At 42.9% G+C, this 14,981-nt stretch carries 9 protein-coding genes; 1 reads left to right on the forward strand and 8 read right to left on the reverse strand.

Translation table 11 applies throughout. From position 1 onward, the window contains the following. Window positions 1-8 precede the first annotated feature (8 nt). From GZH47_RS31475 to GZH47_RS31485, 3 genes are all read right to left on the reverse strand, one after another. A complete protein-coding gene (locus GZH47_RS31475) occupies window positions 9-752 on the reverse strand; it encodes a hypothetical protein (RefSeq protein ID WP_225446634.1) in 744 nt (247 codons plus the stop codon). 505 nt (window positions 753-1,257) lie between these two features. After that, the gene (locus GZH47_RS31480; RefSeq protein ID WP_162645569.1) at window positions 1,258-1,770 is read right to left on the reverse strand and encodes a hypothetical protein; all 513 of its coding nucleotides are present in this window, start codon (window positions 1,768-1,770) and stop codon (window positions 1,258-1,260) included. A 141-nt stretch (window positions 1,771-1,911) separates the two neighbouring features. Further along, window positions 1,912-3,021 (reverse strand): GGDEF domain-containing protein, encoded by a 1,110-nt coding sequence (locus GZH47_RS31485; protein ID WP_162645570.1) that lies wholly within the window; start codon window positions 3,019-3,021, stop codon window positions 1,912-1,914. A 442-nt stretch (window positions 3,022-3,463) separates the two neighbouring features. Here GZH47_RS31485 and GZH47_RS31490 point away from each other — a divergent pair, with 442 nt between their 5' ends. Next, a complete protein-coding gene (locus GZH47_RS31490) occupies window positions 3,464-4,120 on the forward strand; it encodes a prepilin peptidase (protein ID WP_162645571.1) in 657 nt (218 codons plus the stop codon). A 198-nt stretch (window positions 4,121-4,318) separates the two neighbouring features. Here GZH47_RS31490 and GZH47_RS31495 read toward each other — a convergent pair whose 3' ends face one another. From GZH47_RS31495 to GZH47_RS31515, 5 genes are all read right to left on the reverse strand, one after another. After that, window positions 4,319-5,731 (reverse strand): glycoside hydrolase family 78 protein, encoded by a 1,413-nt coding sequence (locus tag GZH47_RS31495; protein WP_162645572.1) that lies wholly within the window; start codon window positions 5,729-5,731, stop codon window positions 4,319-4,321. Between the two features lie 52 nt (window positions 5,732-5,783). Next, window positions 5,784-7,544, reverse strand: a complete 1,761-nt coding sequence (gene ltrA / locus GZH47_RS31500) for a group II intron reverse transcriptase/maturase (RefSeq protein WP_162643392.1) — start codon at window positions 7,542-7,544, stop codon at window positions 5,784-5,786. A gap of 713 nt (window positions 7,545-8,257) precedes the next feature. Then, on the reverse strand, window positions 8,258-13,147 hold the full coding sequence (locus GZH47_RS31505; RefSeq protein ID WP_162645573.1) for a hypothetical protein: 4,890 nt from the start codon (window positions 13,145-13,147) through the stop codon (window positions 8,258-8,260). Between the two features lie 7 nt (window positions 13,148-13,154). Beyond that, a complete protein-coding gene (locus GZH47_RS31510; RefSeq protein ID WP_162645574.1) occupies window positions 13,155-14,078 on the reverse strand; it encodes a copper amine oxidase N-terminal domain-containing protein in 924 nt (307 codons plus the stop codon). A 247-nt stretch (window positions 14,079-14,325) separates the two neighbouring features. Beyond that, on the reverse strand, window positions 14,326-14,961 hold the full coding sequence (locus tag GZH47_RS31515) for an HD-GYP domain-containing protein (protein WP_162645575.1): 636 nt from the start codon (window positions 14,959-14,961) through the stop codon (window positions 14,326-14,328). Between the last annotated feature and the right edge of the window lie 20 nt (window positions 14,962-14,981).

A 14,981-nucleotide genomic window follows, 5' to 3' on the forward strand; every position in this document is an offset into this window, starting at 1 on the left:
GTTCTTTGTTAGTCCAAATATTTCGTGTATACACTGTCGCTTTGACCAGTGATTTTATTTTTATTACCACGCATCGCGCACATGCTGGCTTCACCAGCAAAATAAGACGTGTACTTACCCGCCGGATGACGATATCCTTCACGGTGAAGCCACGCATGCTGCAATGCACCGAATTTAAAAGAACCAAGAATGGTTGTCTTGGAAATTGTTGTTGGGTTTACAGTCACAGTTAAGGAATTGGTTTCAGGATTGGAAGCGTTGACGCCTTTGACGATAAAATCGCTGTTTGATTTTTCGTACATGATATAAGCCTTAGCGGCTTGCCCAAAGCCATTTGCTCTTATTTGAGTTGTAAAACCATCCATTTGAACAGATGCTGCGGCTGCGCCGTTGGCAAGCTTTTCTTCAAACCAAACAGGTGCTAAATTAAACTTTGCGTATTTGTTTACGCATGCTTGATACCTAGAAGAACCTTGTTCATCTACCTCAATATAATGGTCCCTCCAAAAGCTTAAAGCGCCAGCAATCATATTACGTATTTGACTAACTTGCGTTGTCGTAAACCTTGTATCCACATAAAAGCTTATCGTTGCTGGCAGCGTATCTGACACTGGAGCATTAGGCACGACAACCGTTATTTTCTTATACGTTGCAGCTACATGTACTTTTGAAACGCCTTTACAACGTCTTCTCTCTTTCAACACAGATACATTCGCCATCGGGATTCCTAGATGACGTCGTTTATCTTTCAACTTTATCATCTCCATCTCACAATGCATGTAGGGTATCTTATTCATTTCCCTCCCTCGCTGACCCGGCTATATAGGCAGTGTGACTTTTTTGTTTCCCGTTTCCAAAGATGATGGGTTACTATGGATTTTTATCAACTTGCATTTTTTCTTGCGTAAAATAGGAGGTGGAGAGGGGGCCCGCTCCTACAACTTAACAAATTTCAGCCTGCTGCGAATTCCGGCACGCTGCAGCAGCGGCGGGCCACTTATCAGTCCGTGTCCGGACAATCGTTTCTCCTCGTGCAGGATTGCACGTTTACTATCTCAGTAATGTCTTAATCGTATATTTTACCCTACGCCATATATCCGATAGCGGAATGATCTGCCCTTTAGCGTATGTGAAGAAGATGAGCATCATCAAGTACCCCACTGTTATCCCAACTTCTTTGAAATACATGTGCTCCACAAACCCGAGTGCAAAGTAAACCATAAGTTTTACTGCTCGCCTAAAAAATTCTGCAATGTTTCATCCATTGGAGTCTCTCCCCTTTACGTTAATCATTTCGTCTATCCATTCGTCATCCAAGAAACCCTTATATTCGTCCATTTGGATTCGGAAAACGAAACCCGCTTCCTCTCTTATCGGACTTTCACAGCTGTTCACCCGAGATATGAGCTCGTGACATATTCCCCCAGCTTCCATTAATAATTCTCTCTGCGGATACTCGCTTGCATTTTCAAACACCTCTTCTGCTTGCTCAACTGTGGCTGCCAAAATCGGTTTACACTCCCAGATCGGACCGGACAAATACTTGGCTGATCCTTTTTTTGAATCCGCGCCAGCTATGGCCAATAAAATTTCCGCCCTGTGCTCCGTATGAATTACCGTAATCCAGATCCTCCACCCCACCTGATGACGTACAGAGAATGATAGACTCTCCACTCCCGCTTCAGTTTGAATAGTACGAGTTTGAGCAAATTCTCGAGCTGCTCTCCAAACATCACACTTACTACCAGTAAAATTCTTGACGACTTCCATCCTAGTTCCTCCTTTTTTTCAAAACGAAAAGAAGCACCAACAAGCAGAGGGTATCATCCCTCGCTCATTGGTGCTTCCAACGGTTCTTTGCCTATTGGCTATATATGGATACTACCATGATTCGAATTCGCTTGCAAGTGATCAGCTTACGAGCATCGCCAACTGCTCTTCGGAGAGAGTCGAGTACCCATGCACACGATTTTTTCCGGACTTCTTGGAAACATACATCGCCTTGTCCGCATGCGTAATGAGCGAATCCGACGAGTCTCCTTCTGCAAGCGAGGCATAACCAATGCTGGCCGTAACAGAGGTTTCTTCCTCGATGCGAGCTCGTATCCGCTCGGCAAGGTCAGCTACATTGATGGATAAATCGTCGATTAGCATGACCATCTCCTCCCCGCCATACCTGCCGGCTATACCAACCTCCTCCGACTCTTCTTTTAGAATCGAGGCAACGGCCTTGAGGGCCCGATCCCCTTCCGCATGACCGCGGGTATCGTTCAGCTTCTTGAAATTGTCTAAATCAAAAAAAACAACCGATATCGGATTACCATCCGCGACCAAAAAAGAGACGGTTGTATAGAAGTAGAATCGATTGTATAAGCCTGTCAAAGGATCTCTTGTAGATTTATTGTAACTGGATTCCATCAGGGATAAAACTTTGTCGAGTATGATGAGAAACAGCACCACAAAAAATGATATCCGGAATAGGTTATCGGCTGCAGCAATTCCCGCACCCAGTGAAGTGTATCGTTCAAAAAAATGGGCAAGTGTAGCAAGAGCGTACATACCATTTCCGATTTGATATTTCGTTGCGCCATCGTCAAGCAAAGGCCGAATTGCGAAGAAAGCGAATCCTACAAGAAAAATTGCATAGATGCCGCTCGCTAAGGGGAAAAACGAGACCAGTGCAGCAATTCCTAGTAAAATATATGATGTTTTAGATACTTTTTTTGTCGTTCCCCCATAAAGTTGATAAACGCCTATATTCGCCAGAATAAACGAAGTGGTGTTGACGAGATTGTGAGCTATGCTTATCCCACGCCCTTGAGCTACCATAAAGGACGCTCCAAGCAGTAAAATTTGCCCTAATAGAGAAAACGCCATACACAGAGACAGCGTGAGATATGCCCGTTTCTGACGGCTGATTAGCAATCTTATTGAAAGGAATAACATTAGCAGCATGATTAAAATGGTCAAAGAAGCATAGTAAACTTCGCCTGTAGCTCCGGTAAGAATCGTATTAGCCATCGTTCTTTTCTCCTCCGCTATGAATTAGGAACTGTTCTGTCTTGTTCAACATCATCATAAACTCCCCCTGCACTATAGCCGTTTCTACTGGATCTCTTCCAGACTTCATCTTTCTGCACACGTTATTGTTCTCTTGTTTATTCCACTAATCCCTTTGTTTGTTCCCTGTGTAGCCAGATTCATCTAACTCTTCTTCCTTCAGCACAAGAAATGTAATAATTAAGTCAAAGTTAGTTTTTACCGATTACGCAGAATGATAAATGCCCCCCAAATGCTTGTATATTAGTTACTTATTTGATATACATATATCATACCATATATTGTAATTCGCATCACGAGTATCTAATCTTCAGAACAGATTGCCTTGCTTTTAATAGCATCTTAAAAACGCATTTATCCCGTCAGCAAACAAATTAAATAATAAAAACGAGGAGTGTTCAGTATGCGTCCATATTTTATTTTCAGCTTTGCTGTAGCATTAGGTTTCTGGATAGGAGGTTATTTAAGACACTTATCACCGAGAATTCCCTTGCTGTGCCATCCATCCTCCCCATTAATGGCTCGTTTAGCAATGGCTACTACAATCGGTCTTACTGTCCTATTTGTCGATTATTCAAAGGAGTGGCTCATCGCAATACCATTTGCAGCAGCACTCATCATGATTTGCTTTCTCGATTTTCGATACAAAATCATTCCAGACTTTATTACTCTACCTGGCATTCTAATTGTTACAGCTCTTCGATCATGGATACACCCACTTCCTTTCTTGAACTATATTATAGCTGCAATCGTTGGCGCAGGAATTTTTTATGCCATTGCTTTAATGATGCAGCTTTCTAAAGGAAGTAATTCCATTGGCGGTGGCGATATAAAGCTACTTTTTTTAACTGGACTCGTTCTTGGCATTAAGCTGTCCATCCTCGCCTTCGCGCTCTTTTGCTTGGCGGGTATGATAACTGGAATCATTATTGTGTTATCGGGCAAATATAGAAGAGACATGCTAATCCCTTTTGGCCCCTTTATCGCTTGTTCAACTCTCGTTTGTTATCTTTGGGGTAGTCATTTTGAAAGCTGGATCATTGGAAAGATGCTTTATTGAAGATTGATGCCAGCGTTTACGTTCTGTCCCCTTGCGAAAACTGATCAGGAGATCGGCTGAATGACTCGTATGACTTGGAATAACAAATAGTCTCTACACTTATTCAAGTTCCTATTGATATAGCTTTTCTCCGCCCAATCTCAAATAAGAAAAAATGAGGCCGCCTCGTTAGAGACGGCCTTTATTCTTGCCTAAAACTTAATGAATTCGATGTGTTGCTGTTTCATCCCAGATATTATCTTTAATATTAATTAGAACGTCTGTAGATTTAGTGACCCCGTTTGAATAAACGGCTGTAAAAGTAAAGGTGTAAGTGCCGTCAGGCAAATCATCTAAATTACTCTGCCACATAGCCCCGCTCCAACTAGTTTGGTCGCTATTGACTGCCGATAAATTAACGTTCGTACCCTTCATAGTTACTTTGACTTGATTAGCTATCGTAGTCGTCCCAGTTCCAGTCGTCTGGGCAGCAAGAATAAACTTTTCACCGGCCCAAAACACACTGTATGCTCGTGGGCTGTTTTCAGATCCCGAATACTTTAGGTTGTACTCCTTTCGGTATTCATTCCATTGATCCGTATGCTTTACTTGACCGGTAACCGTTAGTGGCAGGACTTGAATCGTCTTCGTCACGACAACCGGTTGAGCCTTACCATCGGAGACGGTGAGCTGCACCGTGTAGGTGCCAACAAGCGGCGTCTTAAACATCGGACCGACCGTTGAATACGGTGTAGCGAGCGTGTACGGATATGTCGTCTGCGCGCCATCCGGCCCTTTCACGGCATAAGAAACAGTCAGCGGGTCCTTATCCGGATCGTCAATCGTCTGCGTGATCTTAACCGTATCGCCTTCATATACGGGCTTCGGCGACCAATCGAAGTCTGCAGTCGGTGGGCGATTCGTTTCAATGTAAAAGTAATGCGGTCCGCTGTTTTCGCTCCAATCATAACCATCGAATACGCGAACAACGACGTACATGTTCACATGCTCTGGTAAGGCTGCGCTAGGCGTCCAATTCAGAGCATTTCCAGTTTTGATTCCGGAATCTTGTTCTAACACTCCCCCGTATCGATACACTTTCACCTGATATTTCGTTTCAGCATCATTATCAGGATCGCCGTAGTTCCATTTAAAGATCGGTGTCAGCGTGTCAAAATTATCAGGGTTGTTCTGATCCGTACTATTCGGGATGTAAATATTAGCTACAGGGTTTCGGTTCACAACGTTGATCGTATGGGAGATAGTGTCTACTTGTCCCAAATGATCCTCAACCGTCTGCCTGAATTGGAAAGTTCCCATCGTGCTGAATGTCTTAGTCCAGCTTGTCCGAGATGTGCTTGCCAAGGATTCCGTACCGCCATCCATGTTCTGCAAATAATATTCATGAGGAAGATTTTCTCTGGCCCCATCTTCTTTGTCCCATGCCGTGGAGTTAATCGTTACAGCGTTGCCCCGATAAACGGTTGTCGGATTTGTAAATCCAGCATGTGGAGGTTCATCCGGCTGAGGCAGAGTCCCAATTGTAATGGTTTTTTCAAGAAATTCGGACCAAGCGTTGTAATAGGAATAGGTAAGGCTTTGAAGTGATCTCTGCCTTTTCCCCTCCTCCACACCGTACGTGCTAGTTTCCCAGCATACGGCGTTCCATCTTCAAGCGATAAGATCAAATAAGTTCCATGTTACTCATTTTCCGATATTGGTTTAATATCTTGACCATGTTGTCCGATAGATCGAACCTAGTCTTGAGTGACATTATCGTATCGTGATCTGTAGTATGAATGAGTTTATGGATATCTTTGTGGATGATTCTCAGATTATTGAACTTGTCTGTTCCACCTAGATTGGTTGGAAGAAAGTGATGACAGTGAACGGTAGTTGCATACAGGAATTGACCTGTTATTTCGCATTTCCCCATTTTCATACTGTATCGACTAATTCGATTATCCATATATTCAATACTACGATTTGGAATATTTGAGTTCATAAGGTTAATGATTTCCGTCTGCACATCCGGCCTTAGGCTTCTGTGTACCATTTTTCGTCCTTCTTCAGTGAATATGGAAAGTCTAGGATCAAAATTTAGATTCGTTTCCGTATTCACTTGACCGAGTGGGTATAAGTACACTCGCCCTACCCTATAGGTTTTCCAACTTGTTTTGTAAAACTTTAAATAGGATGGCGGCGGATTGCTTGGATGCTCATATATTCCGACCTTTAGGATACGATTGAACATGAACGTTCTGAGATCGTAGGCAAGACGTGAGAATGCGTTGCATACATGAGTTGCCTTTTTGAAGTAGAGATGTAATCCAAGAACGAAACTATTATAAGCGAGCGCATTTCCTGCATTTGGGTATCGACGTATTTTCTCGATACGTTCCTTTGCTTCTTTCTTGATTTGCGCCTTCTTTTTGGCGTTTATCCCGGTATGGGCTACTCGCTTATTCGCCTTTTTCGTCGCTTTGATCGTGAATCCCAAGAATTCAGATTTTCTTTTTCTTAGATTCACAATTTGCGACTTGTCCGGCGAGATGTCCAGTTGCAGACGGTCTTTTAAGTAAAGTCTGGCAGCATGGTACCACTTTTCGGCTGACTTCCAATCACGACAGATGATTTTGAAATCATCTGCGTATCGGACGATATATCCTTCTTTTAGATTGGAACGTTTGAGAGCGCGCAACCTGTTCTCGTTATGCTTGAAAGGGAAGTGACTCTCGAACTTTTCCCATTGCCCGGCTACCCACATATCGAGATCATGCAGGACAATGTTAGACAGAAGTGGAGATAGGATGCCACCTTGCGGCGTGCCTTTAGTCGGTCTTCCTTCTCCTGATATTTCAGCCTTTAGCATCTTACCTATGATACGCAGAACCCTTCTATCTCTTATTCCCATGTTCCAGAGTTGCTTGATGAGCCTCGTGTGATTGACATTATCGAAGAAGCCTTTTATGTCGATATCTACAACAAAATGGAGATCGGCATGATTAATTAAATGCTGCACCCTCGCTATCGCATGATGCGTAGAGCGAAGAGGTCGAAATCCATAACTATGTTTGAAGAAATGAGCTTCTGCAATTGGTTCAAGAACTTGTTTGAAGCATTCTTGAATGATTCGGTCAATGATACACGGGATACCAAGCGGTCTTTGTTTGCCGTTGGGCTTAGGGATAAAGACACGTCTGACAGCCTTTGGATTATAGTTTTCTAGCTTGTTTTGGATTAGATTTACTACCTCAGTGTCAGTCAACTTCTTAATGTCAGCAATTGTCTTACCATCTGTTCCAGCAGTCATGGAGCCTTCATTCGCTTTCATCATTCGATATGCCAGTAGAATGTTTTCTCTCGACGTAATGATAGGATATAGGTCATCGAAAGATTGCTTCCGTTTAGCTCTCTCATGCAAATTCGTGAAGGTTCCTGTCATGTCGTAATAGTCCCAATATCTTAGAGCCTGCACTGTGGCATCTTATCCCTTCGGACAACGATGTTCCCACGTTCTTACCTGATCGGTGCAGTTCACGTTTGGAAAATTTGTTCTTTATCTTTGAAGACTTGGGGCTGTTCCTCCACGCTCATTACAAGCGTTTCATCAGTCGTGCCCCTACTCTCACAAGGATTAATGCATTTCGGCTATTACACCTTATAGCAACCGTCTCGGATAGCAGTCCTTATTTCGACGTTCCTTGTTTTCCTTGTTCCTCATGATTTAGCTATCCATACATAGCCGTAGGTGCTGCCTTTGAGCCTGTGAACGCTCCACCGCCATAGTCCGGTGCGACGAATTTCATAGACGAAATATCTTACTTTTCGCCGGTTCACCCCAACGTTTGTTGGGCTATACGTTTCCGTATAGTGTCGAATCTAGACCCGTACATTCAGCAGTTCGTCAGTTCCGTAGGGAACATTCTCACCATAGCCTGTTTTTCAGCCGCCCGACCTATCCGTAAGCATACCTTCCTTGCGGTGGCTTTAGCTTCCGTTCAGCCGACTTCACCTGGCTTCGTACATCTTGCATCTGCCTGTAAGACGCACGCAGGAATATTAGCGGGATGGTTTCGGTATACGTGGTTTCCTCATTCCCATCCTCAATCATAAAGTTAGGTTCATTGAACCTCTGCATTTCCCCATGAGTATGGGTTATAGCAGAACAAGTCGCACCTCATCCTTTACAGCAAGCCCGACTGTATACGTGCCTTTCATTGTAGGCGTCACAAGCTTCTGCTCAATGAAATCGCCTGAAGGCGTAATATAATAGAATTTTTTTTCAAGAATACCCTTTGTCTTGAGGTAATCAATACCAGTCGCCTCTGTTGAATAATTGCTTGCGCTCAAGTAGCGATCCGGGTCATGGCTTCTGTCTGTCCACTTGACGGTGTAATCTGAATTGAGGCCAAGATCGTAATCGACGATTGGCGCTCTGTGAACAATCAGCGTTCGAACGGCCTTATTGGATGGCTTCCGGTACACATTGAACGTATTTGAAGGATACAAGTAATCCGGATTAGGATCGTCCACCGTTTTATAGGATACGTCGTATACGCCGACTTTATCGAGTCGAACAACTGGCGTATGATAGATATTTCCACTAAAGGCCGACGGTCCAGATTTACCATCTCCAGCATCAAGAAACTTCTCTTTGGACTTATTGTACGTCCATTCTGTTAAGTCTGTAATCAGCGGATCGTTCTCGGAATCATCATTCGTAATCGAATAGATCATGTCTTGACCGACCAGGGCCACGCCTTGCAGCTTCGACGTAACGCTGAGATCCGTCAGATCCGCATAGCTTATCGAAGTGAATTCTGTTCGCGGAATCTCGCTGAAAGGTCCGAAGCAACCATCTCCAAATGTGGAATCGGGATCGGTCATATCGATAAGTGGAACACCATCGACGTAAACCTTAATTCGGTTATCCAACGCTGTAATTTTCACCTGATAGGCTTTATACGTACTAAAGGTAAACGGTACGGACTTGATAACTGTTCGATGCCCGCCAATCACTTTGACCAGTTGGATCTCTTCTGAATTTTGCTCAACGCGATACATATTTGAATTGTCTTGCGCCCCGAAACTAAATCCTGAGAAAACGCCACCTCCAACCCCAAGATTCATTTTAATTTTGTAGTTAATCATGATGTTTTTCAGATGAAGACTACTATTCAGAAGCTGGTTCTGCGAACTTAATGCTTCATTTGTCGATGTATCATCTGCCGAAGTTATAAAAAAGGTTTGATTATATCTACTTCTACCCGCAGTATATCCAGATTGTACAAACGTCACTCTCATTTTCCCATCATCCTGCAATGAAATACTAGGAGTGTCGTCACCGGTACTTGTAGTTGGATGTACTGTTGTTATAACTGTTTTATTCCCCGTAACTAAATCTATACGACTAATGGTGCTGCTGGTCGTAGAGCTTCTTTCTAAAATAATCAACCCGTCTGAGTTATCTGCTAGATTTGACTCTAATGTGGTCCCGGTGACCGGTATGTAGTTCCAGATCTGAGTTAGTGATCCGTTACTATTCACAGTATATCCTTTGAGGATATTTCCAGAATACCCATATGCTATATTGGACGGAGTTACACCATAAATAGTATTATATGTTCCTCCTGTAAGCGTAAAAACTCGAGTTTGATCTGAGGTTTTGTATACTTTCCCCTGACCCGATACAACGTATTTACCGTCGTAAGTTGGATACAATGGATAGCTAGTTGAGATCATATCATCTCGAATATTGCCACTATAAGGAAAACCACTGTATTCATTTATATCAGTAACAGGGTTAAAAATGTAATAACTATATGGCGCGAAAAAGTGGTACTTCATTTTCAAGTCTGGTATTGATCCTTGACCTATATAATCGAAAATGCTACTCGTGGAAGAATACATGCTGCCATAGCTAATTGTGTTGGTTGGGTTATCATTGCCCCAATCAAATAGTCTTTTTTCTCCGGAAAAATAATTTATCCCTAAATAAGTTTGATAATACAACACATCTCCAAAAGCGGTAGGAAAATATTTTGACATTATTAGGCTTGGTGTTATATCAATTCTCTTACCATTAATAGTCGCTTGATAAGAGACGCTCATAGGGACACCTGACGGATTTATAAAACTAGATATTTTATATGTCGCAATTGAACTATTTGAAAGCGTAGCATTGTATCCCAAGGTATATACAAGTTGGTTTATGGAATCTACACCTATTACCCTCACAACATTATCATGCATAGCTACTAATGTTAATGTACCAGATGGATCTACATGATAAATTCTTGTACATTCAGAACCTCTATCGCCCGTGAGTTCATTTCTAGCGATATAGCCACCGCCTAAATCCCAATCATATCCGCTTATTGATGTTGCGGATATTTCAGTGTAGTATCCATATTCTTTTAAATCTAATACAGATACATTATTTGTTGGGGCTATACTTGTGGTGAACCGTCCATAATTTGTAGGGGAATGGACAAGCGCTCCGGTTGCAGCATTATAATTCCAACTACTCCCCTTAGATGCATTTCTAAAATCACTATTTTTCCAAGCGCCAGCCGGATCAGTCAACACGTTCCCTTTCAGCGGAATAGGTACAATTGGAATTGGACTTTTACTTTCAGAAGAAATATCGAATGTTACCGTTGGTGAATCATTAATAACCTCGAAATCAAATTCACCGCTCGCTGTTTTTCCCCAGTCCTCTTTCAAATTGACGTAAAATTTGTAGTGTCCCACACGTGTAGGCGTGAACGTAAATTCATTCTTCGCATTCATGGTAATGGATTGTGACGATTCCTCTGTGAAATTTCCGTCGTTGTCTTTGTCGTAGCGGTAAGAAACGCTATTTTGAATAATCATATCGCCATCTGGTGAATAGGATTTATTTGCGAACAATACCTTCGCGCCCCGAATGCTTGGACTCGGATACTCTAGCACCGGAACTGGCGGCAAATCCTCTAATACGGTTAGCTGATGAACGCCTGAATTTAATGATTTAAGTCCCATAGAGTCATAAACATCAAGCTTAATCGTTTCTGTTCCTAGTGTCGTATAGACCTCTTTAACATTCTGCCATTCATCTCGACTATGATTAATTGTCCGACCGGAAATCGGACTATAGCTACGATCTCCTTTAAACGGTTCGCTAAGTGGCCTTCCTTCGACTACCTTATTCGGACCATCTATGACAGGAACGGGGTTCGGCGGAACGATTTGGATAGACGTGGAAGCCGTCGCTACCGCTCCGAATGGATCTTTCATCGTTGCCGTGATGGAATGGTAGCCCGGTCCATCCATCGGAATGTTCACGTATTGTAGATAGTGATCCTGTCCCTTAGAAGGAATTGACTGAATCCAACTGTCACCCGCTGCAAAATCAAAGCCATTAAAGATAAGCGTATCTCCATCTTCGTCGTACGGCGTTGGCACCGTTGGGTCTTGGATAACGACCAGATCAAGTACCGAGCCTTCTGTGATCGTATTCAGGACAACTGTCGGATTGTTCCGATCTACGAAACCAATTTTAAACGTTGGCGGATGGTTATTGGCTGGTCCCGAGATATTCAGCGGTTTTGGACCGATCCAAGGCGAATCCCCGCATGAGGTTGTAATCATCATATAGACGTTTTGAGAGCCGATCCCGACGAGACTCGGATAACCTGGATACGTGAAAGCAGTATCGGAAAAATAACTTGTCATGGTGCTGCTTGTCCAAGACAGTCCATCACGTTCAATCTTCCACTTGTGCGAAATGTATGAACATCCATTAAGCACAAAGTTTTTCGGATGAAACCTGAACGGGTCTTTATAAGCGATACTGCCCGGCGTGACATCGAAATCACCTGTGAAATCACCGCTTGATGTATCAGCATCATAATAATAGTATAGGTACACCGTGTCCGAGAAAGGCGGCTTTTTGTACGTGCCAAGGTTGTACTCACCGGCTGTAACAGATCCGATCGGCTCGCTACCATTGGTTGACTTCTTGTAGCCGCTATAGGTGTAGCCATTTGTCGGGTTATCTTTTGTCGCGTGATTATACGAGTATGATTGGCCCACTGTGAGCGGTTCTTCGCGATCATTCAGTCCTGCTACGCCATTGAGACTCTTGTTATTTATGTCAAAGTGTTTAATGACGATTTTGCCGTCGCTGGATGAGACATTCTTGTCGTAGTAAAAGTTTACTTTATAGTTATCGAAACTTCCGTTATACGTGAAAGATGGTGTTCCCGATTCGAATGGATTGGTCTGTGGATCACTTCCATCAGTGGATTTTTTATATTGCCCCGAATATGTATAACCCGGAATGACTGGTGGGGCTGGCGGGTATTTTTGACCCATAATCATATCCCCTGATTGACTAGGGGACAAACTGTCTAAAGATACACCAGCAGTAGATTTGTTATGGGTTTCGTAGTGACCGGTTTGCGGGTCCAGCTCGAATGTAAGCAACACGGGAAAGAAGTAGCGATATCCATCAACGGCAGGGGCGCATGTCGAGCAGGACGCAGCATCGTCATCGTAACGCAAACTGTAATGCGGAGATCCCGATGCATTCCCCAATTTCCCGTTGAAATTAATAGTAAACGTGACGTCACTGCCGTTCTTCACGATATTAATAGCATTTGAGTTGTTTTGGTTAAGACTGAAGATACCAACGTATCTATTATAATCATCGTACGGTCTAGATTTAGTAAAATAAAGATTTCCGGGATCAGTAGAAGTAGAATAAGGTACGGCATTTATGCTCTTCACTGTTCGACCAGGGAACGAAAAGTTATAGTCATACGAAAAAGTTACTGAATCACCGGGCTTTTTCGTTGTCCACGATCCGGATGAATCTTTCCATATATCGTAGTAACCAAATGCAACCGCATAACGTACATCGCCGACTGCATAAGGCTGAATGCTTGCATTGTCTCCCAATGAAGCAGCATTCACATTGGAATATGAACTCGGAAAACAAGTAATAAGTAACGAGAAGATAAGCAACGCGGCAATACTCTTCACTTTAAATTGTCGTTTCATAGAGTCACTACCTCGTTGGATTTTTAATGATAACTCCAGTGTCTAAAGGAAGTCTCATACCCACATAATCAATTTCAGAAGAGGAGAATTTTTCCCATGCATCGCCAATCGTATCCCAATCCCTTCCGGATGGAATCGGGTAACAATTCAGTCGAATGTCTCCTTTCAGAAATCGATTGTTTGCACTTCTATAACGGAAGGGCATATTTTTATTTGTAGTCAAGTAATAGAAAGGCGTTAATAGATCCCCTTTATCTGTAGAAGCGACCTGGAGTACCTGCTGATTATCTAGGTATGCTAGATCCATACGATAGAAGGTAGCGTTATGAATTGCGAATGGTAAATCCTCCTTAGTCAATATAGCAATGTGCTTAGAATCTATCTGATTCTGCAAGTAACTTTTCAATTCAGGATACTGCTTATAAAAAGGCGCCGAGTCGACGAACTTCCCTTTTACAACCTCTTCAAGCGTTGGCACATTTTTATTCCCAATCCAAACAAACCTCAAATCTGGATCATATTCTATGACTACACCTAGCCCCTCACCCACAACACGGAGCGGAACCAATGTACGCCCCTTCACTACCTTCACCGGAACAGGTAAATTAGTCGGTTTCCCATTAATCGTGGCCGTCGCTGAGCCAATCGTTAGCGAAAGCGAACTCTTCTCTTTCACGATGCTAATGCTCTTTCCTGTCAAAGTGAGCTTACCGCCAAGCTTGTCCGATACGACCCGCAGCGGTACTAGCGTCGTTCCATTAACCATTTCCGGCTGTACATCACTCGGAAGTTGGCGTGCATTGTATAGCAGCTTAATGTCCATATTTACTTTTGGTTCTTCTTTCGCTGCTGAAGCTGCTCCCCCACCAATCACACTGCCTGTCAACATCATCGCAGCGATCACCGCTGCAGTATAAGTCTTACTTTTCATATTCATTTTTCCTCCTCAGAATATAATCTGTTTTGCGGTATCGGGCATCTTAAAAGAGACACAGAAGCGTCTATTAGAATCATCGAAGCCGAAATTCTATAATCTCGACTTTTACGCGAAACGGTAGGCATATTATGCAAGCAAAGATTATTAACAATGATTATTACGAAATTAAAACTTTCCTACTCAGATAGAAAATTTTCGTGAATGCATAAAACACACTATTAATATCGACAAATTAAGAATATTAAGTTTGACTACGAATGATTGATTCAATAATAAATTCCAGTATAAATGGATCAAACTTGGATTTGTCTTGTTCCATAATTTTTATCGCCCGGCTACGGTCCATAGCATGTGAATACGGACGATCCGATGTAAGAGAAGAGTACGTATCCGATATCGCAGTTATACGCCCAGGCAGCGGAATGTTATTCCCATTAAGTCCTTCTAAGTAACCTGACCCGTCATATCTCTCGTGATGGTACTTCGCGATTTCAAGCATGATCGGTGGCATGCCCAGTCCAGTTAAAATTCGGTATCCATCCGATACATGCTTGCGAAGATACTCCCGCTCTTCCAGAGTGAGAATGCCGCTTCCCTTTAGTACCCTATCAGACATTCCGATTTTCCCGATATCATGTGTGAGAGAGCCCGCGTAGTAAAGTGGAGCATTTCCCTTATCAAATCGGAGGGCCAATTTATACGAGTAATTCGCCATATGAATGGAGTGAAATGCGGTCAAAGGGTCTCGAATCTTTAGGCAACTAAACAGCGCTTCTACAACCTTCAGGTTCTCGGAACTTTCATTCGTTTTACTCCAATTGAATTTCAAATCGTCCACCAGAACACTATCTGACTTTATTTCAATCGTGGCGCTCACCTTCCTTCACGCAGTAAGAT

It is taken from the genome of Paenibacillus rhizovicinus, assembly GCF_010365285.1.
In the GTDB taxonomy this organism is placed as follows: domain Bacteria; phylum Bacillota; class Bacilli; order Paenibacillales; family Paenibacillaceae; genus Paenibacillus_Z; species Paenibacillus_Z rhizovicinus.